We start from the raw sequence: 16,903 nt of genomic DNA on the forward strand, positions 1-16,903 counted from the left end.
CTTAATACCTCATCAGCATTAAGATCAACACTTAAAACCCCACATTTCGTTTCGTTCATTGCGTTGGTGTGCTGCGTATTCTATAGAGTTTCTTAGCAAGCGCAACCCCTTTTTATTAAATAATCTCAAATTCACGCACACATGTTTACTTTTCATACAAAATTTAAAAATTAATGCTAAATTTACCGCAATTCGCTCAAAATTTAAACGAATATTTATAAAAAAAGCCACGTTATTCGTGGCTTTTTTAAATCTAGTAATTTTACTGCTCTGCTAACCAAGTTAAAAACTTCTGTCTTTCAGCTTTAGATGCACCTTTCCATATTTGAATAAGGCGTTGATCTTGACCACCTTTAACATTCACATTTGTTGATATTTCTTCTTTTGGCTGATTTAACTTTGCTTGAGCCGTATATTCTGGTGATGGCTGTACATTTACTTGATTTCTATTTATTGACTCCCCCTCAACAAACAAATTACTCACAATACCTAAACCAGAGGTTTTAGCACCTTGCTGCTTAACCAATAATTGATTTTTACTATTATATAAACCAAATACAGGTTGCTTTGCGTAATCTCTCGCAGCATCTACATTTTTTGGCGTATCTATTAAAGATAAATAATAAGTTTGATTATCATCCAATAATGGCGTTTTAATATTTACGATATTTGATCGTACAATTTCATGTGTTCCAATATTTCGATTTTCTTCAAAATACTGTGAATATCGAACAGAGATTACATTCTCGCCCGTCTTTAATTGATGTGCTTTTTTATTAGAACTAAACAAGCCTGTATTTACTTCTTGTCCATTAATCGCCGCAATTTTTATTTCTTCTGGCGTTGTTAATGTAATTACGGCAAATGCAGGTGTACTCATCATTAATAAAGTAGCGAAAAAAGACCATCTTTTATTCATTAATACATATCTCATCATTTTTACATTTGACGGAACTATGAATGAGCTTAATGACACTTTCATTACAACTATTAATTCACTTGTTTTAAATAAAAAAAGAGTGCTTAAGCACTCTTTCTTCATATTAATTACAACATTAATTAAATGATTTAAAACGTTCTGCATCATCTATAAATGTTTTTTCGCCAGCAGGCGCTTCAATAGAACCAAATACTAGTTGAGCGCGTAGTTTCCAATTTGCAGGAATATCAAATGTTGTTGCAACTTCAGCGTCTACGATTGGATTGTAATGTTGCAATGAAGCGCCAATATTTTGTTCTGCTAGTGCAGTCCATACCGCAAATTGCGCAATTGCAGTTGAATGCTCAGACCAAACTGGGAAGTTATCTGCATACAAAGCAAAGTTTTCTTGTAAGTTTTTAATTACAGATTGATCTTCATAAAATAATACTGTACCTGTACCTGCTGCAAAACTTTGAATTTTCGCTTCAGTTGGTGCAAATGCTTCTGCAGGCACAATTTTACGTAATGTTTCTAACGTAATATTCCAAAATTTAGCATGAGATTCACCAAATAAAGTCACAACACGTGAAGATTGTGAGTTAAATGATGATGGGCTTAAACGCACAGCTTGTTGAATTGTTTTTTCAATGTCTGCATTTGCAAGTTCTACATTTTTACCAATTGCATAAATTGTACGGCGTTTTTCTATATTTTTTAAAAATGACATTAGGATTCCTCTTTGATCTCACGATCACTCTTAATTCGTTATACACATCTTATAATTTTTAATTTTTAGATAAATACCCAATTTCATTACATAGTGTTTTATTAATAGAACAATCAATTAATATAGATCGTAAAATGGCTTTATTCTACGTGTAGATTTTTTAATTTCTATACACGCAGAACAATATAACCAATTTTAATGAAAAACTTTAAATTGCTGTTCGTAATCTATAAATGGTTTTTCAACTATTTCTTGCTCAATAGAACCGAATACAAGTTGTGCACGTAGCTTCCAGTTTTCATCAATATCAAAGGATTTTGCAATTTCTTCATCAATAATTGGATTGTAGTGTTGCAACGAAGCACCAATGTCTGAATCTGCTAAAGCAGTCCATACCGCAAATTGCGCCATACCAGATGTTTGTTCAGACCATATTGGAAACTCTTCTGCATCAAAAGGACGTTTTTTTTGTAATTGCTTAATAACAGCTTGATCTTCATAAAACAAAACTGTTCCATAGGCTTTTAAACACTGATCAATTTTCACAGCTGTTCCTGCAAAAATATTGAAAGGCACAATTTTACGTTGCATCTCCTTCACAATATTCCAAAATTTATGATGTGAATTACCATATAAAATAACAACGCGTGTACTTTGTGAATGATGTGCAGATGGACAACTTCGCACAGATTCTTGAATCAGCTCTGTTAAATAAGTTTGACTAAAACGAAGCTTATCGCCTAATTCACTAATATTTCTTCGCTTTTTAAGCTGATCAATGAATGTACTCTCTTCAATCACACTGACATTTTTCTTTTTTAACTTAAAATCTTTTGTGATATCAGATGTCAAAACATGACCAATCTTATCTAATAATGCCATTACCTTTTCCCCAAAAAATTGGCATGAATACTAGCTTTATTGTAATGATTTTATTTTTAATTAATTATCTATAAAAATCATTATTGATGCTTTTTAAATCAATCACTTACCCATAAAAAAATAAACTCCGCATTTAGCGGAGTTTATGTGACCTAATCAGCAATTTTAATTTGAGCGATATTATTTATCTGTTTCAAATAATGCCGCAACAAATGATTTTGCAGAGAATGGTCTTAAATCATCAATTTGCTCACCAACGCCAATAAAACGAATTGGCACATGTGTGCGACTTGCTATGTTAAATAACACACCACCTTTAGCGGTACCATCAAGTTTAGTAATTGTAATACCCGTTAAGCCAACAGCTTCATCAAACATTTCAACTTGGTTAATTGCATTTTGACCTGTGCCTGCATCTACAACCAACATCACTTCATGTGGTGCAGTCGCATCACTTTTTTGCATAACGCGCTTAACTTTCGTTAACTCTTGCATTAAATGCCCTTTATTGTGCAAACGTCCTGCTGTATCTGCAATAAGTACATCTACACCTTTAGCACGCGCACTTTCAAAAGCATCAAAAATAACAGAAGCACTGTCTGCACCATGACCTTGTGAGACAACAGCAATATCGTTACGTTCGCCCCAAATTTGAAGTTGTTCAGTTGCTGCTGCACGGAATGTATCACCCGCTGCAAGCATTACTTTTTTACCTTCACCTTGAAGACGTTTTGCTAACTTACCAATTGTTGTTGTTTTACCTACACCATTTACACCCACAACTAAAATCACATACGGCGATTTGTTTGGATCAATATGCATTGGTTTTACACGTGGTTCTAAAATAGCAACAAGCTCTTCTTGCAATGCTTTATATAAAGAATGCGAGTAAATTAAATCACCACGATTTGTACGTTCCGTTAAATTCGCAATAATTGTTTTTGTTGCTTCTACACCAATATCTGCAACAAGTAATTGCTCTTCAACTTCTTCTAGTAATTCATCATCAATTTCTTTACCACCGATCAGAATATTCACCATACCATCGGCAAGGTTTTTACGCGTTTTCGTTAAGCCGCTTTTCATTCGGCTAAAGAAACCACCTTTTGCCTTTGTTTCTTCTTGTGCAACTTCTGTCGAAACGCTTTCTACTGCTGGTGTTGTTTCAACAATAGGCACATTAATTGAAGGTAAATTCGGTAACGTAACATCGTCATCACCGATGTCAGCATCAATTAAAAATTTATTCTGCCCATTAGATTGTTGCTGCATGCCGAATCCCTGAAAATACTGCATTAAAATAAAAGTGAAAGTCTAGCATAAACCACGTCGTTTTACGTTGTATTGATTTACATAGATTTGTCCGAATATTAAGCCTAATCAATCTTCAATAGATAAAGCAGGAAGTTCTGTTGCTTTGTTCATTTCAATTTGATGTGCATGCATAAGGCGAAGATATTGCCCAACCATAATAGTGTGCTGTTGCAATAATACTTCTGCCATTTCTTGGCTTTCAGGATATATAGGCTGATTAGCAATTACTTTAACTTGCTGAAACTTGACGGAATCAATTGGGCGATATAACGCAACTGTAGACATCACCAAAATAATTGAAATAATAAAAAGAATGAACGCATTATAAATTTGCTCAAGCTTTAACTGAGCATAAAATTGCTTAATTTTTTGAATATTGCTGTACATGACCTACCTCGATTAAAGGTAGTTTATGGGTGTCTAAAATTAATCACAAGATATTCAGCTCAATTCTGCCTATATTTATAAGCAAAATTGAGCTTAAGCTAAGATTTAATGTAAAACAGGCGCTAGAAAAACAAAATATAAAACTATTGCGATAACAGCCAATACACCATACATAATTTTTACATGCGTTTGATTTTCCTCTTCATGATGATGCGGACTTTCATCAACAGACAAACGCTCTAACTCACCATTGTATGCTTGATAAAATTCTGCACGCTGCTCTGCATTTAATTCACGTGTGTAATCATAAACACGCTTTTTTTGTGCAAGGCAAAAATCACCTATTCTTAATTCATTATGATAAATCGCTTCATCCAATTGCTTTCGATGTAATTGAGCTAATCCTATAATTTGAGCTTTATTGGGTGGTAAATCTAAAGAAAATCCATCTATAGTTTTTGACATTTAATTTCCCCTTATTTTAATAATCGATTGATGTTTTTTTAATAATTCGTTCAAACCTTACGCATAAGATCATTATTTAATCATTTAAACGCAACTTATTACGACAATCAAGTGGATTTGTTTGACACTTCAAGCAATTTGTAATAATAGTTTAATAATAGAGTGTTAAAAATATCTAAAGACTCAAGATTGGTCTTTATAGTTTGAACATAATTACAATAAGGAGTTATATATGATTCAACAATTCTCTCAACAAGACTTAGAACATGTTTACGCAGATGCAGTAAATACAATCCAATACGAAATGAACTTTGCAGAAGCAGTTTCACAGTTGGAAGGTGCAGCACGAGCTGGACATGGTAAAGCAGCAATGTTTTTAGCAGAACTTTATTATCAAGGTTTTCGCGTAGAACGAGATTCACTAAAAGCACAATTTTGGCAAAACCTAGCCACCATGCAAGCATAATTAAACGTCACTCAGGTGGCGTTTTTTTACGACCTTTTTCATATAATTTTACGATTCTACGCAAAGTTTAAACAATACTGTCATTATAAGTCCGTACAATAAAATCAAATCAGCAACTAAGAATGATTATGTATCAGGTGAATCAATTACACCCATTACCCAAAGATTTCTTTCTTAAAATTACAATTTTAAAATCGATGATGTACTGCGGTGTGCTTTGGGGTTTGTATCATGAGGGCTGGGCTATGACTTCTGATCAAGAACATCATATTTTTCCTTTTTGGTTAAGCTGTTCTCAAGCACAGAAATATGCTCAAAAAAAATGGCCAAATTACACAGCGCGTAAAATCACCCCTGAAGATTTTCAAAAGTCTTTATTACCTACCCTTACCCGTTTAAATGTTAAACCAACCTTATACAATTCAAGCCACCAGAAATTTAAGTTTAGCCCGCAATTAATGAAATATTTTTTCTTTAATAAGCCAAATAAACTTCTTGCTTAACAGATATTAAATACACAGAACAAAGTACAAGGATGTACTGAACATTCACAAAAGATGACCATAAATATCTTTGTATTTATAAAATTTCACGTTAATTTAAAAAGAACTCAGAAGAACAATGAAAGAGGATAATTTGAATGAGCAATGTAGCATACGTTTTAAAAGATAAAGGCAATACTGCTATATATACAGTAAAGCCAAATTCAACGGTTCTTGATGCTATTAAATTAATGGCTGATAAAGGTATTGGTGCGCTTGTAGTTACCGATGAAAATAATAAAGTTGCAGGCATTCTTTCTGAGCGTGATTACACGCGTAAAGTTGTTCTTATGGAGCGTACTTCTAAAGATACGCTTGTTAGCGAAATTATGACGGCTAAAGTTTTAACCGTACCTACAACAGCATCTGTAAAAGAATGTCTAAAATTAATGACCGATAAGCATTTACGTCATTTGCCTGTGGTTGAAAACGAGCAACTTTTAGGTTTTATTTCAATTGGTGACTTAGTAAAAATTGCGATGGAAGATCAAAACAAGTTAATTGATCAGTTACAACAATATATTTCAGGTTGATAAACCTAACAGACATCTCTTACTTAAAAGTTAATTAATTAATTCTAATATTTATAAAAAAAGCCCTGAACTATTCAGGGCTTTTCATTCTACAACTTAATTTAAACCTAATTTTTCTGCAACATAATCTGAGTCTTTATCCCCACGACCTGATACGTTAACAACAATTTTTACATCTTTAGACATTTTAGGTGCTTCACGCAAAGCCCAAGCCACGGCGTGAGAACTTTCAAGTGCAGGAACAATACCCTCTACACGTGAAAGTGTCATAAATGCATCTAAACATTCTTGGTCAGTTGCAGATGTATATTCAACACGACCCAAATCTTTCAATAAACTGTGTTGAGGTCCAACTCCTGGATAATCTAAACCTGAAGCAATTGAATGAACAGGTAAAGGCTCACCATTTTCATCTTCAAGCACATAACACGCCATACCATGAATTTGACTTGGTTTACCTAAAGTTAAAGTCGCAGAATGCATATCTGTATCTAAACCATACCCTGCAGGTTCAACACCAACTAGCTTCACATTTGGCTCATTTAAAAATGCTGTAAATGCACCTAATGCATTTGAACCACCACCCACACAAGCAACCACATAGTCAGGGTTTGCACCAAAACGCTCATTGGTTTGAACTTTAATTTCATCACCAATAATGGCTTGGAAATCACGAACCATCATTGGAAATGGATGTGGTCCTACAACCGAACCAATTGCATAAATATAATCTTTTGGATTTTTCAAATATTCTTCAAATGCACTATCTACAGCATCTTTTAATGTTGCTGTTCCTCGCGTTACAGAAATTAGATTTGCACCTAAAATCTTCATTTTCACAACGTTTGGATGTTCTTTTTCAATATCGACCTGCCCCATATGAATTTCACATGGAAGACCAACAAGTGCACAAGCCGTTGCTAAAGCCACCCCATGTTGACCCGCACCTGTTTCAGCAATCACTTTGGTTTTACCCATATATTTAGCAAGCAATGCTTCACCTAAACAATGGTTAATTTTATGTGCGCCTGTATGGTTTAAATCTTCACGTTTTAAATAAATTTGTGCACCGCCTAGTTTCTCAGATAGACGCTTTGCATGAAATAACGGGCTAGGACGACCAACATAATGAGCGAATAAATCATTCAATTCATTTTGAAATTCAAGTGTCTTACGAATTTCTTCATAAGCAACATTAATATCATCCATGGCTTGTTTTAAATCTGGCGGAATAAATTGACCACCATAATTACCAAAAAAGCCGTCTTCATTTGGTAAAGCAATGCCATTAATTTGATGATTCATCGTATTTCCTGAAATATGCAGTCGTTAATCATGAGTAAATTTATACTAGAATATTTTCTTTCAAATCTCTAATAAATATAACTAAAGTTATTTATAGATAAATGGAATTAACGTGCTAAATATTTCGTTAAGTCTTCAATACCCTTAAGCGTCATTGGGTACATTTTATCTTCAAATATTTGCTTAATAAGCCCAATGGTATGCGTATATTGCCAATAATTTTCTTCTTCAGGATTCAGCCACGCAGTTTTGTCAAAGTGTTGACGTAAACGCTTTAACCAAACATGACCTGCTTCATCATTCATATATTCAACCGAACCACCTACAGACTGTAATTCATAAGGTGCCATACTCGCATCACCTACAACAATAACGCGATAATCTTTGCCATAAGTATTAAACAAATCTAAGGTATTCATACGAGATGATGATCGGCGAATATTATCTTTCCAAACATAGTCATATAAACAGTTGTGGAAATAAAAATATTCGAGCGTTTTAAATTCCGTTTTGGCTGCGCTAAATAACTTTTCACATTGGGCGATATGGGCATCCATAGATCCACCAATATCAAATAACATTAAGACTTTGATACGGTTACGGCGTTCAGGCACAAGTTGCACATCTAAAATGCCTTGCTTGGCTGTTTCGCGAATTGTGCCATCAATATCAAGTTCTTCAGCCGCACCTTGACGTGCAAATTTACGCAAACGACGTAACGCCATTTGCATTTGGCGACTACCTAAAATTTGCTCATCATCTAAATTGCGATATTGACGCTGCTCCCAAACTTTTACTGCTGAGCGTTTACGCCCCGGCCCACCAATACGCACACCTTCCGGATGATCGCCATAAGCACCAAATGGCGATGTGCCACCCGTACCAATCATACGGTTTCCACCTTGATGCTTTTTATGTTGCTCACGTAAACGCTCTTCAAGCATTTTCATAAGTTCTTCTAATGATCCTGTTTTTTTTAGTACTTCGCGTTGCTCTGGTGTTAAATGCTTTTCTATAAGTTCTAAATCGAACCAGTCTTTTGGGAGTTTATGTACTTGGTTTAAAAGTTCATCTAGGTCAAACGTTGAAATACCATCAAAATAATCTTTCATCGCGCGGTCAAATTTATCGAAATATCGCTCATCTTTGACCATTACAATTTTTGCAAGTTGGTAAAATTCTTCTTGATCTGCAAAAACTAAACCTTCGGCTACCGCTTTATTTAAGTCAATCAGCTCTCGTGTAGATACAGGAACACCATATTTTCTTAATGTATAAAACAGTCGTACAAACATGATGATTCTTTCCTTGTCTTCTTACTTAATGCAGATTTATATCAATTCAGAAGATCTTTTTTCTGTCATTGATCACTATTATTATTAAATCCCGAACATGAGTAAAGAATGATTGATAAACGCTACTGTCACCGAATAAAAATAAAGCCTCTAAAAAGAGGCTTTTACTACTAGATCATTAAAGCTTTTCTACTAAAATACGGTCAATTTGTTTTAAACCTGAAGTTTTTTCACGGTTTTTACGACGTACTTTAATAATTTTATCTTCATCCATATCTTGCAACAGTAATTCAACTGCAACCATTGCTTCAAGTGGTAGATCTTCGCCAATCCATTTTTGCTCACCTGCATCCATCAAAGTAACTTCATCACTGATTTGCTCATATAAACTCATCTTTCATCTCACTTTATTTGCATTGAACAATTACTTTTAACCCACGAAGTATAAGGTCAAAATAAAAAAATAAAAGACGCCCCAATATTGGGGCGTCTTTTAAGACTGTTAATTTAAAAAATTAAGCAGTAATTTCTTTTACAGCAGCAACTACAGCTTCAGTTGTAATGCCGAAGTGTTGGTATAAGTCTTTTGCAGGAGCAGATTCACCGTAAGTTGTCATACCAATGACACGACCATCTAAACCTACAAACTTCCACCAGTAATCAACGTGCGCAGCTTCTACAGCTACACGAGCACGAATTGCAGCAGGAAGAACTTCTTCACGGTATGCAGCATCTTGCTTAACAAATTCTTCAGCACATGGCATAGAAACAACACGCACACCTTCAAGTTGTGCATAAGCTTCCATTGCAAGTGAAACTTCTGAACCCGTTGCAATAATAATTGCTTTCAATTCACCTTTTTCTTTCGCAAGAATATAACCACCTTTCGCAACATCAACAATTTGTGCATCTGTACGTGTTTGGAATGGTAAGTTTTGACGAGAGAAAATTAACGCTGTTGGACCTTCAGAACGTAACAATGCAGCTTTCCAAGAAATAGAAGCTTCTACAGTGTCACATGGACGCCAAGTATTTAAGTTAGGCGTACCACGTAAAGATGCAATTTGTTCTACAGGTTGATGTGTAGGACCATCTTCACCAAGACCAATTGAGTCATGTGTATAAACATGAATTACACGTTGCTTCATAAGCGCAGACATACGTACCGCATTACGTGCATATTCCATGAACATTAAGAATGTAGCTACGTAAGGAATGAATCCACCGTGAAGCGCAACACCGTTTGCAATTGCAGTCATACCAAATTCACGTACACCGTAATGTACGTAGTTGCCCGCAGCATTATCTTGAACGCCTTGTGCACCTTTCCAAAGTGTAAGGTTTGAACCTGCTAAGTCAGCAGAGCCACCTAAAATTTCTGGAAGTTGTGGAGCAAATGCTTGAATTGCATTTTGACTCGCTTTACGAGAAGCAATAGTTTCAGCTTTTGCATTTACTTCAGCAATATAAGCATCTGCTTTTGCAACGAAGTCTGCTGGTAAATCGCCAGAAAGACGACGTTTAAGCTCAGCAGCTTCTGTTGGATATTTTGCAGCATACGCAGCAAAAATTTCGTTCCAAGCAGCTTCAGCTTGAGTGCCTTTTTCTTTTGCATCCCAAGCGCTATAAACATCAGTAGGAATAACAAATGCTTCATCTGTCCAACCTAAAGCTTGACGCGTTAATGCAATTTCATCATTACCTAAAGGTGCACCGTGGCAATCTTCTTTACCTTGTTTGTTTGGTGAACCTAAACCAATAATTGTTTTACAAATAATAATTGTTGGTTTGTTCGTTTCAGCTTTAGCTTCCAAAGTTGCTGCACGTAATGCATCTGCATCGTGACCATCAACTTTAAGCACTTGCCAACCGTAAGCTAAGAAACGTTGTTCTGTATCGTCAGAGAACCAACCTTCTACTTCGCCATCAATTGAAATACCGTTGTCATCGTAGTAAGCAATAAGTTTACCAAGACCTAAAGTACCAGCTAATGAACATGCTTCGTGAGAAACACCTTCCATTAAGCAACCATCACCCAAGAAACAGTAAGTGAAATGATCAACAACTTTAATGTCATCTTTGTTGAATTGCGCAGCTAAAGTTTTTTCAGCAAGTGCAAAACCAATTGCATTTGCAATACCCTGACCTAAAGGACCTGTTGTCGTTTCAATACCAGGTGCATAACCTAATTCTGGATGACCCGGTGTTTTAGAATGTAATTGACGGAAAGATTTTAAATCGTCAATAGAAAGATCATAACCAGTCAAATGTAACAATGCATAATGAAGCATTGAGCCATGACCATTCGACAATACGAAACGGTCACGGTTTGCCCATTGTGGGTTTGTTGGGTTGTGACTTAAGAATTCACGCCAAACGACATCAGCGATATCAGCCATCCCCATTGGAGCGCCAGGATGTCCTGAATTTGCTTTTTGCACAGCATCCATTGCCAATACACGAATTGCATTTGCAATACGACGTTCATTAAGCGGGGTTGTCATAGGTCAGTGTCCAAGATAAATCGTTTAAAGAAATTTAGATGAATATAAATTCAAAGATAGGTGTATTGTCTTAAAAAAACACCCTAGCGTAAAGTGCGATAGACAAGATTTATCTATTAGATACACAAAAGATTAGAAATCTATCTCATTATTTAAATAGAAGCCGAATATTCATATTTTTTTAGTATGTATTTAACGCTCTTATATGAATAAAAATAATGATTAAATAAATTAATAGCCTTTTAACAAGTTGATATTAGTAAAAAAAATAAGAATATCAGTTAATTTGATGGATAAATAGGACTATTTCCATATTTTTCGATAAGTTGAACTAGTCCATAATCCCAAGAAGTTGTACTATATTGCAACTTTAGAATTTAACTGTGTTAGGACTTATGCGCGAGTACGCTGTATTTACTTCAGAATCTGTAAGCGAAGGTCATCCTGATAAAATGGCTGACCAAATCAGTGATGCTATTCTGGATGCAATTTTAAAAGAAGACCCATATGCACGGGTTGCTTGTGAAACGCTTGTAAAAACGGGTGCTGTTGTACTTGCTGGTGAAATCACAACAACAGCAAATATCGACTTTGAAGCGATTGTTCGCAACACTGTGAACGGTATTGGTTATCACCATTCAGATCTTGGCTTCGACGGTTCTACTTGTGCCGTAATTAATATGATTGGTAAACAATCTCCTGAAATTGCTCAGGGTGTTGACCGTCAAAAACCTGAAGATCAAGGCGCTGGTGACCAAGGCTTAATGTTTGGTTACGCAAGCCGTGAAACTGACGTACTTATGCCAGCACCAATTTCATACGCGCATCGTCTTATGGAAAAGCAAGCACAACTTCGTAAGCAAGGTACTTTAGCTTGGTTACGCCCAGATGCTAAAAGCCAAGTAACGTTTGCTTATGAAAATGGTAAACCTGTTCGCTTAGATGCTGTTGTACTTTCAACTCAACACGACCCTTCTATTACTCAGTCTCAATTAAAAGAAGCTGTAATTGAAGAAATCGTGAAAAAAGTTATTCCTGCTGAAATGCTTCATGCTGGAACTAAATTCCATATCAACCCAACAGGTAAGTTCGTGATTGGCGGCCCTGTAGGTGACTGTGGTTTAACAGGTCGTAAAATTATTGTAGATACTTACGGTGGTATGGCACGTCACGGTGGTGGTGCTTTCTCTGGTAAAGATCCATCTAAAGTTGACCGCTCTGCCGCTTATGCTGGTCGCTATGTAGCAAAAAATATTGTTGCTGCAGGTCTTGCAGACAAGTGTGAAATTCAAGTGTCTTATGCAATTGGTGTTGCAGAACCTACTTCTATTTCGATCAACACTTTTAATACTGCAAAAGTATCTGAAGATTTGATTATTGCTTTAGTACGTGAACACTTCGACTTACGTCCATATGGTATTACACGTATGCTTGATCTTATTCAACCAATGTACCAACAAACTGCTGCATATGGTCACTTTGGTCGTGAAGGTTCTGATACTGCATTTACTTGGGAAAAAACAGACAAAGTTGAAGCACTGAAAGCATCTGCTGGTCTATAATCTATATAGATTACCCATAAAAAAAGCCTGCATTTATGCAGGCTTTTTTTATAACTCTTTATTTCTGTTTATCGCTAATGACCTTAAAAAAACTCTCTGTCACAGGTATTTCTCTATGGTCTGTAAAATATAATTGTGTCATTTTTAAAATAACCACAAGCGCTAAACATGTGATTGAGCAAAAAATCCAAAAACCATAAGGGCTTTTGATATTGTGTGAACCACAATTTGGACAATCTTTTTCTGATGCCATAACTGCCTGATTACAACAACTACAGCGATATTGAGTAGATAGCATAAGAACCTCCTTTCTTCGCTTTTTTATTTTTATGTCGCAATTTAAATATTCTGCTTATGCATTAACAATATTTGATTATTTCTTCATCATCAAGTCATATTTATTATATTTAACATCATAACTTAGAGATTTTTGATAATTCTTTAGGTGTACAATCTATTTTTTAAGGAGTACAAAATGGTTCAATTGATTAAGAAAGGCGGTTTAAGAGAAAGAGCGAACAGAAGTCGTAAATATCAAGGTTCAGAAAATACTGAAACCACATTAAAACCCAATACCTATGAAAATACTCAAAAAAAAGAGGAAACTACTGCTCCCTCATCTTCAAATCAAGTTCAATCTTCAGAAGAAAACTCTAGTATTTAGAACATCACAAAAGCTTCATAACACAACACAATTGCAAATATTAAAAATAAAGAGCCTGATAGCACATCTATATAAGCGCCTGCGCGTTGATAAGCATCTTTAATTTTTGGCTGAGATACAATCATCATTAACAATGTAAAGGTAATAAAAGTTTGTATTGGAATAATGAAAGCCAATTGTGTTTTTAGATATTCTCCTGCATTAGCACTTAGTGCTAAAGAAAATACGCTACTGAAATAAATTAAAGTTTTAGGATTAGCAAGATTGGTAAATAAACCTAATAAAAAATAATTTTCTTTCGTCTTTTCTACAACAACTTCATCATCAGCTTGCACCTTGCTCTTTAAAGCAGAAATACCACCTTTCAACATTGCCCAGCCCATTTTGGCTAAAAATAGACTCCCAACAAACATTAAAACTTGTTGAATCCAAGGAAATTGTTGGGTTAATACTGTAAAGCCAAGTAGTGTTAAAACCACCCAAACCACAATACCTACAGAAATACCTAAAATAATTTTTAAGGTATTCGTACGCGTTGTAGATGCCGAACTTTTTGCAATGAGCAAAACATCAGGTCCTGGGCTTAATTGAGCAACAAAGTGAAGTAAACAAATGGTTAATAACAAAGACATAAATCAAACTAATTTTTAAAATTTAAGCGATTATACCTTTAGGTACATATTTTTACGCTACTATTCAAACTCAAAAACATAAAAAAAGCCGAGACATTTTTCTCGGCTTTTAGAAGATAAAATCTTTTACTTAGGATTAACATCTTTCATTTCAATTTTTTTCGCATCAGGCGTAATTTCACGCGCTTCACCATCAATAATCGTAGAGTCGCGACCACCTTGATGATTTTGCATGTCTTGCATTTGACGCATCATATCTGCAAATGGATTTTGACCTTGAGCACCGCCCATGCCATTCATATCGCCCATCATGCTACCCATCATTTTATTCATCATGGCTTGTTGACGTTTCATCATAGCGTTCATCATAGCTTGTTTAAAAATATTTTGAACACCAGGTATTAGAATAAGTACTGCAATTACATCGGTAATTAGACCAGGAATTAATAATAAAAATCCTGCAATAATTTTAGGTAAGTTTCCTGTTAAAGCAGGATCACCACCCATCTGCCCCATTTGCATTTGTTGCATTTGAGGCATAACACCAGCCGAATATTTACGAATCATATTCAAACCAATGAAGAATGCAGCAATATACCAAAAGAAGACATACCACATGCTTCCAACAAGGTCACCTACGCCAATCCATACAAAAACTTCTAGAATTAAGCCTGCTAATACAATAAGAAATAATTTCATGAAAATTAATCTGATCTCAATAAAATAAATAAAGTTTACCGACCAACTGCTTAACTACTATCAAGCTTTTTGATGCGTTTCTATAACAATATGGGCATTCTATAATTTTTAAAGGGTTTAAAAAAAATAGCTGAAAAATTTAAAAACAAAGTCTATTTTAAAAATATAGATTTAAAACTGGATATGAATATAAATGAAAAATAAGCACGATTAAATCGAATATCCAACTATATAGCCAAATAATAGAAGAATTCGTTCAAAGTCTAAGCTTTATCACAAGCTTTCAGCAAAATACATACCATATTCACCTGCCTTATTATAATATTCATCTTACACCCTCAAGAAATTCTTATAAATTCATGGCATTAATTATTGGTATTGACCCAGGTTCTCGTCTTACAGGCTACGGCATTATTGAACATGAAGGCTCAAAGCTTCGTTTTGTAGATGCAGGAACTATTCGTACTGAAACAGCAGAAATGCCTGAACGCTTAAAACGAATTTTTGCGGGAATTGACCGCATTGTGAAATTTCACGGCCCCACGGAAGCAGCTGTAGAGCAAGTATTTATGGCACAAAACCCAGATTCTGCTTTAAAGCTTGGTCAAGCTCGAGGTGCTGCAATTGCTGCACTAACCAATTTAGATTTAAACGTTGCAGAATATACCGCACGACAAATTAAACAATCTGTCGTTGGTTATGGCGCAGCAGATAAAGACCAAGTCCAAATGATGGTCATGAAACTACTAAATTTAAGCATTAAGCCTCAACAAGATGCTGCCGATGCCTTAGCCGCTGCAATTTGTCATGCACACGCATCGGGAAGCATGAGTAAGCTTGCTGTTTTAAATGCGCTTGGTGTAGGTATGGCACGTGGACGTAGCCGAGGTACGAGTCGTCGTAGATAATAGTTTTAAGTTATAATTAGCCTTTATTCTTTTAAATTTAAAGGCTAAAAATCATTGAAAAATAAAGTAATAATTCACTTACATTAAAAACTGATAGCATAAACACTCAAACATAAAAAAAATATTAAGCACATAAGGATATATAAAATGAAGTTTTACATTCTTTTCGGGACACTTCTTTTCTCAAATTATTCTTTTTCAGGAATTTATCTTCAAAATTATGAAGCACCAAGAACAATAAAATACGGGGTAAATACTATTGTCTTTATGGAACCTAAAAAAGATGCTTGTTCACAAAAAATGTGCGTTGTCGTAACACCAAAATGGAATTCTGTAGAACCTAAAAAACTTCAATTAAGAAGTCATGTTGCACAAATACATGTCAATATTAGTTCTGCTTCTATACTTATAGATGGACAAGAAATTATTTTAAATACAGAAAATGGCACAATTTTAAGTGAAAATTTAGATGGAACCAATAAATTAAGTATGCAAAATCACTATGCAAACTTTGACATTTTTGAACGAATTATGAATGCTCAAGATGCAATACTAAAAATACGTACTGCCAATGGAGAAACTGAATCTAGAATAAAAAGCAAAGGCAGTTTAAGTATACTAGGTGAAGTTTTCGAAGCATTTAAAAGCTCTGTAAAGGCAGAAAAACAAAAATTAGGTATTAAATAAAGAAATTCGCTGGTTTCTGAAAAAATTAAAGATTTAAATGTTGTGCAAAATCTTTCTTCATTTCATGTAATGATGGCTGTTTAGAATAGGTTGCGATTAATGTTCTTCCGCTAAATCGCATATTTTTTTGTTGATTTGGATCAATACGAATAAACACTAATTCCTCAAATTCATTCCGATAATTCACCTCACAAATAATCACAGCACTACTTCTTTCTATAACCGAAAATTTTGGAAATGCATCTTGAATAATTTGCTTAAATGATTTGTTTTTAGATGAAATGTCATCCTTTTGTGTATACACAACCAGTGCAATACACATCAACACAACCTCAGCAACAATTACATATTTATCCATTTTAGCCTCTAATTCTAATTATTTAATTACAATGTAATTACACTAAAATTA

General features: G+C 34.8%; 21 protein-coding genes. 7 read left to right on the forward strand and 14 right to left on the reverse strand.

Annotation, left to right across the window (positions count from 1 at the left end):
* Positions 1-262 precede the first annotated feature (262 nt).
* From SKM54_RS08745 to SKM54_RS08770, 6 genes are all read right to left on the reverse strand, one after another.
* On the reverse strand, positions 263-919 hold the full coding sequence (locus SKM54_RS08745; RefSeq protein ID WP_321095164.1) for a DUF2057 domain-containing protein: 657 nt from the start codon (positions 917-919) through the stop codon (positions 263-265).
* A 136-nt stretch (positions 920-1,055) separates the two neighbouring features.
* Complete coding sequence (locus SKM54_RS08750; protein WP_154773615.1) at positions 1,056-1,649, reverse strand: nitroreductase family protein; 594 nt, start codon at positions 1,647-1,649, stop codon at positions 1,056-1,058.
* Between the two features lie 195 nt (positions 1,650-1,844).
* Positions 1,845-2,531 (reverse strand): nitroreductase family protein, encoded by a 687-nt coding sequence (locus tag SKM54_RS08755; RefSeq protein ID WP_154773616.1) that lies wholly within the window; start codon positions 2,529-2,531, stop codon positions 1,845-1,847.
* A gap of 180 nt (positions 2,532-2,711) precedes the next feature.
* Positions 2,712-3,803 (reverse strand): signal recognition particle-docking protein FtsY, encoded by a 1,092-nt coding sequence (gene ftsY, locus SKM54_RS08760; RefSeq protein ID WP_321095166.1) that lies wholly within the window; start codon positions 3,801-3,803, stop codon positions 2,712-2,714.
* Between the two features lie 108 nt (positions 3,804-3,911).
* A complete protein-coding gene (locus tag SKM54_RS08765; RefSeq protein ID WP_321095167.1) occupies positions 3,912-4,232 on the reverse strand; it encodes a hypothetical protein in 321 nt (106 codons plus the stop codon).
* Between the two features lie 105 nt (positions 4,233-4,337).
* Positions 4,338-4,697 carry a hypothetical protein gene (locus SKM54_RS08770; protein ID WP_321095168.1) on the reverse strand — a complete coding sequence of 120 codons (360 nt, stop codon included), beginning with the start codon at positions 4,695-4,697 and terminating at the stop codon, positions 4,338-4,340.
* 232 nt (positions 4,698-4,929) lie between these two features.
* On the opposite strand from SKM54_RS08770, the gene SKM54_RS08775 reads away from it, so the two are divergent.
* From SKM54_RS08775 to SKM54_RS08785, 3 genes are all read left to right on the forward strand, one after another.
* The gene (locus SKM54_RS08775; protein WP_154773620.1) at positions 4,930-5,163 is read left to right on the forward strand and encodes an SEL1-like repeat protein; all 234 of its coding nucleotides are present in this window, start codon (positions 4,930-4,932) and stop codon (positions 5,161-5,163) included.
* Positions 5,164-5,291: 128 nt separating this feature from the next.
* Entirely contained in the window at positions 5,292-5,666 is a 375-nt protein-coding gene (locus SKM54_RS08780; RefSeq protein ID WP_321088264.1) for a DUF2750 domain-containing protein, read from the forward strand.
* A 137-nt stretch (positions 5,667-5,803) separates the two neighbouring features.
* A complete protein-coding gene (locus SKM54_RS08785; RefSeq protein ID WP_321095169.1) occupies positions 5,804-6,238 on the forward strand; it encodes a CBS domain-containing protein in 435 nt (144 codons plus the stop codon).
* A 96-nt stretch (positions 6,239-6,334) separates the two neighbouring features.
* On the opposite strand, the gene trpB is transcribed toward SKM54_RS08785, so the two are convergent.
* The 4 genes from trpB to tkt form a co-directional block, all read right to left on the reverse strand.
* Entirely contained in the window at positions 6,335-7,543 is a 1,209-nt protein-coding gene (gene trpB / locus SKM54_RS08790) for a tryptophan synthase subunit beta (RefSeq protein ID WP_321095170.1), read from the reverse strand.
* Between the two features lie 107 nt (positions 7,544-7,650).
* On the reverse strand, positions 7,651-8,838 hold the full coding sequence (locus tag SKM54_RS08795) for a vWA domain-containing protein (RefSeq protein WP_321095171.1): 1,188 nt from the start codon (positions 8,836-8,838) through the stop codon (positions 7,651-7,653).
* A gap of 178 nt (positions 8,839-9,016) precedes the next feature.
* Positions 9,017-9,232 carry a hypothetical protein gene (locus tag SKM54_RS08800; protein ID WP_154773625.1) on the reverse strand — a complete coding sequence of 72 codons (216 nt, stop codon included), beginning with the start codon at positions 9,230-9,232 and terminating at the stop codon, positions 9,017-9,019.
* A gap of 121 nt (positions 9,233-9,353) precedes the next feature.
* Positions 9,354-11,342, reverse strand: a complete 1,989-nt coding sequence (gene tkt, locus SKM54_RS08805; RefSeq protein WP_321095172.1) for a transketolase — start codon at positions 11,340-11,342, stop codon at positions 9,354-9,356.
* A gap of 395 nt (positions 11,343-11,737) precedes the next feature.
* Here tkt and metK point away from each other — a divergent pair, with 395 nt between their 5' ends.
* Complete coding sequence (gene metK, locus SKM54_RS08810; protein WP_154773627.1) at positions 11,738-12,904, forward strand: methionine adenosyltransferase; 1,167 nt, start codon at positions 11,738-11,740, stop codon at positions 12,902-12,904.
* Between the two features lie 58 nt (positions 12,905-12,962).
* Here the strand turns inward: metK and SKM54_RS08815 are convergent, their stop codons facing one another.
* Positions 12,963-13,202 carry a hypothetical protein gene (locus SKM54_RS08815; RefSeq protein WP_321088214.1) on the reverse strand — a complete coding sequence of 80 codons (240 nt, stop codon included), beginning with the start codon at positions 13,200-13,202 and terminating at the stop codon, positions 12,963-12,965.
* A 177-nt stretch (positions 13,203-13,379) separates the two neighbouring features.
* On the opposite strand from SKM54_RS08815, the gene SKM54_RS08820 reads away from it, so the two are divergent.
* The gene (locus tag SKM54_RS08820; protein ID WP_321088215.1) at positions 13,380-13,568 is read left to right on the forward strand and encodes a hypothetical protein; all 189 of its coding nucleotides are present in this window, start codon (positions 13,380-13,382) and stop codon (positions 13,566-13,568) included.
* On the opposite strand, the gene SKM54_RS08825 is transcribed toward SKM54_RS08820, so the two are convergent.
* Together SKM54_RS08825 and SKM54_RS08830 are read right to left on the reverse strand one after the other, a co-directional pair.
* The gene (locus SKM54_RS08825) at positions 13,565-14,200 is read right to left on the reverse strand and encodes a LysE family transporter (protein WP_154773742.1); all 636 of its coding nucleotides are present in this window, start codon (positions 14,198-14,200) and stop codon (positions 13,565-13,567) included. The genes SKM54_RS08820 and SKM54_RS08825 overlap by 4 nt on opposite strands.
* A 126-nt stretch (positions 14,201-14,326) precedes the next feature.
* Positions 14,327-14,899 (reverse strand): FxsA family protein, encoded by a 573-nt coding sequence (locus SKM54_RS08830; protein WP_321089916.1) that lies wholly within the window; start codon positions 14,897-14,899, stop codon positions 14,327-14,329.
* 359 nt (positions 14,900-15,258) lie between these two features.
* Here SKM54_RS08830 and ruvC point away from each other — a divergent pair, with 359 nt between their 5' ends.
* On the forward strand, positions 15,259-15,807 hold the full coding sequence (gene ruvC, locus SKM54_RS08835; RefSeq protein ID WP_154773744.1) for a crossover junction endodeoxyribonuclease RuvC: 549 nt from the start codon (positions 15,259-15,261) through the stop codon (positions 15,805-15,807).
* Between the two features lie 147 nt (positions 15,808-15,954).
* The gene (locus SKM54_RS08840; protein ID WP_321095174.1) at positions 15,955-16,494 is read left to right on the forward strand and encodes a hypothetical protein; all 540 of its coding nucleotides are present in this window, start codon (positions 15,955-15,957) and stop codon (positions 16,492-16,494) included.
* A 25-nt stretch (positions 16,495-16,519) separates the two neighbouring features.
* Here the strand turns inward: SKM54_RS08840 and SKM54_RS08845 are convergent, their stop codons facing one another.
* Positions 16,520-16,852, reverse strand: a complete 333-nt coding sequence (locus SKM54_RS08845) for a hypothetical protein (RefSeq protein WP_321095175.1) — start codon at positions 16,850-16,852, stop codon at positions 16,520-16,522.
* Positions 16,853-16,903: the final 51 nt, after the last annotated feature.

Source organism: Acinetobacter faecalis (assembly GCF_034187745.1).
Taxonomy (GTDB): domain Bacteria; phylum Pseudomonadota; class Gammaproteobacteria; order Pseudomonadales; family Moraxellaceae; genus Acinetobacter; species Acinetobacter faecalis.

What these genes read in the sequence shown, in the direction of transcription:
- SKM54_RS08745 (WP_321095164.1), bottom strand. Translation starts at nt 919, where the DNA reads ATGAATAAAAGATGGTCTTTTTTCGCTACTTTATTAATGATGAGTACA.
- SKM54_RS08800 (WP_154773625.1), bottom strand. Translation starts at nt 9,232, where the DNA reads ATGAGTTTATATGAGCAAATCAGTGATGAAGTTACTTTGATGGATGCA.
- ruvC (WP_154773744.1), top strand. Translation starts at nt 15,259, where the DNA reads ATGGCATTAATTATTGGTATTGACCCAGGTTCTCGTCTTACAGGCTAC.
- SKM54_RS08775 (WP_154773620.1), top strand. Translation starts at nt 4,930, where the DNA reads ATGATTCAACAATTCTCTCAACAAGACTTAGAACATGTTTACGCAGAT.
- ftsY (WP_321095166.1), bottom strand. Translation starts at nt 3,803, where the DNA reads ATGCAGCAACAATCTAATGGGCAGAATAAATTTTTAATTGATGCTGAC.
- SKM54_RS08845 (WP_321095175.1), bottom strand. Translation starts at nt 16,852, where the DNA reads ATGGATAAATATGTAATTGTTGCTGAGGTTGTGTTGATGTGTATTGCA.
- SKM54_RS08830 (WP_321089916.1), bottom strand. Translation starts at nt 14,899, where the DNA reads ATGAAATTATTTCTTATTGTATTAGCAGGCTTAATTCTAGAAGTTTTT.
- metK (WP_154773627.1), top strand. Translation starts at nt 11,738, where the DNA reads ATGCGCGAGTACGCTGTATTTACTTCAGAATCTGTAAGCGAAGGTCAT.
- SKM54_RS08755 (WP_154773616.1), bottom strand. Translation starts at nt 2,531, where the DNA reads ATGGCATTATTAGATAAGATTGGTCATGTTTTGACATCTGATATCACA.
- SKM54_RS08765 (WP_321095167.1), bottom strand. Translation starts at nt 4,232, where the DNA reads ATGTACAGCAATATTCAAAAAATTAAGCAATTTTATGCTCAGTTAAAG.
- SKM54_RS08785 (WP_321095169.1), top strand. Translation starts at nt 5,804, where the DNA reads ATGAGCAATGTAGCATACGTTTTAAAAGATAAAGGCAATACTGCTATA.
- SKM54_RS08825 (WP_154773742.1), bottom strand. Translation starts at nt 14,200, where the DNA reads ATGTCTTTGTTATTAACCATTTGTTTACTTCACTTTGTTGCTCAATTA.
- SKM54_RS08795 (WP_321095171.1), bottom strand. Translation starts at nt 8,838, where the DNA reads ATGTTTGTACGACTGTTTTATACATTAAGAAAATATGGTGTTCCTGTA.
- SKM54_RS08815 (WP_321088214.1), bottom strand. Translation starts at nt 13,202, where the DNA reads ATGCTATCTACTCAATATCGCTGTAGTTGTTGTAATCAGGCAGTTATG.
- SKM54_RS08820 (WP_321088215.1), top strand. Translation starts at nt 13,380, where the DNA reads ATGGTTCAATTGATTAAGAAAGGCGGTTTAAGAGAAAGAGCGAACAGA.
- SKM54_RS08840 (WP_321095174.1), top strand. Translation starts at nt 15,955, where the DNA reads ATGAAGTTTTACATTCTTTTCGGGACACTTCTTTTCTCAAATTATTCT.
- SKM54_RS08750 (WP_154773615.1), bottom strand. Translation starts at nt 1,649, where the DNA reads ATGTCATTTTTAAAAAATATAGAAAAACGCCGTACAATTTATGCAATT.
- tkt (WP_321095172.1), bottom strand. Translation starts at nt 11,342, where the DNA reads ATGACAACCCCGCTTAATGAACGTCGTATTGCAAATGCAATTCGTGTA.
- SKM54_RS08770 (WP_321095168.1), bottom strand. Translation starts at nt 4,697, where the DNA reads ATGTCAAAAACTATAGATGGATTTTCTTTAGATTTACCACCCAATAAA.
- SKM54_RS08780 (WP_321088264.1), top strand. Translation starts at nt 5,292, where the DNA reads ATGTATCAGGTGAATCAATTACACCCATTACCCAAAGATTTCTTTCTT.
- trpB (WP_321095170.1), bottom strand. Translation starts at nt 7,543, where the DNA reads ATGAATCATCAAATTAATGGCATTGCTTTACCAAATGAAGACGGCTTT.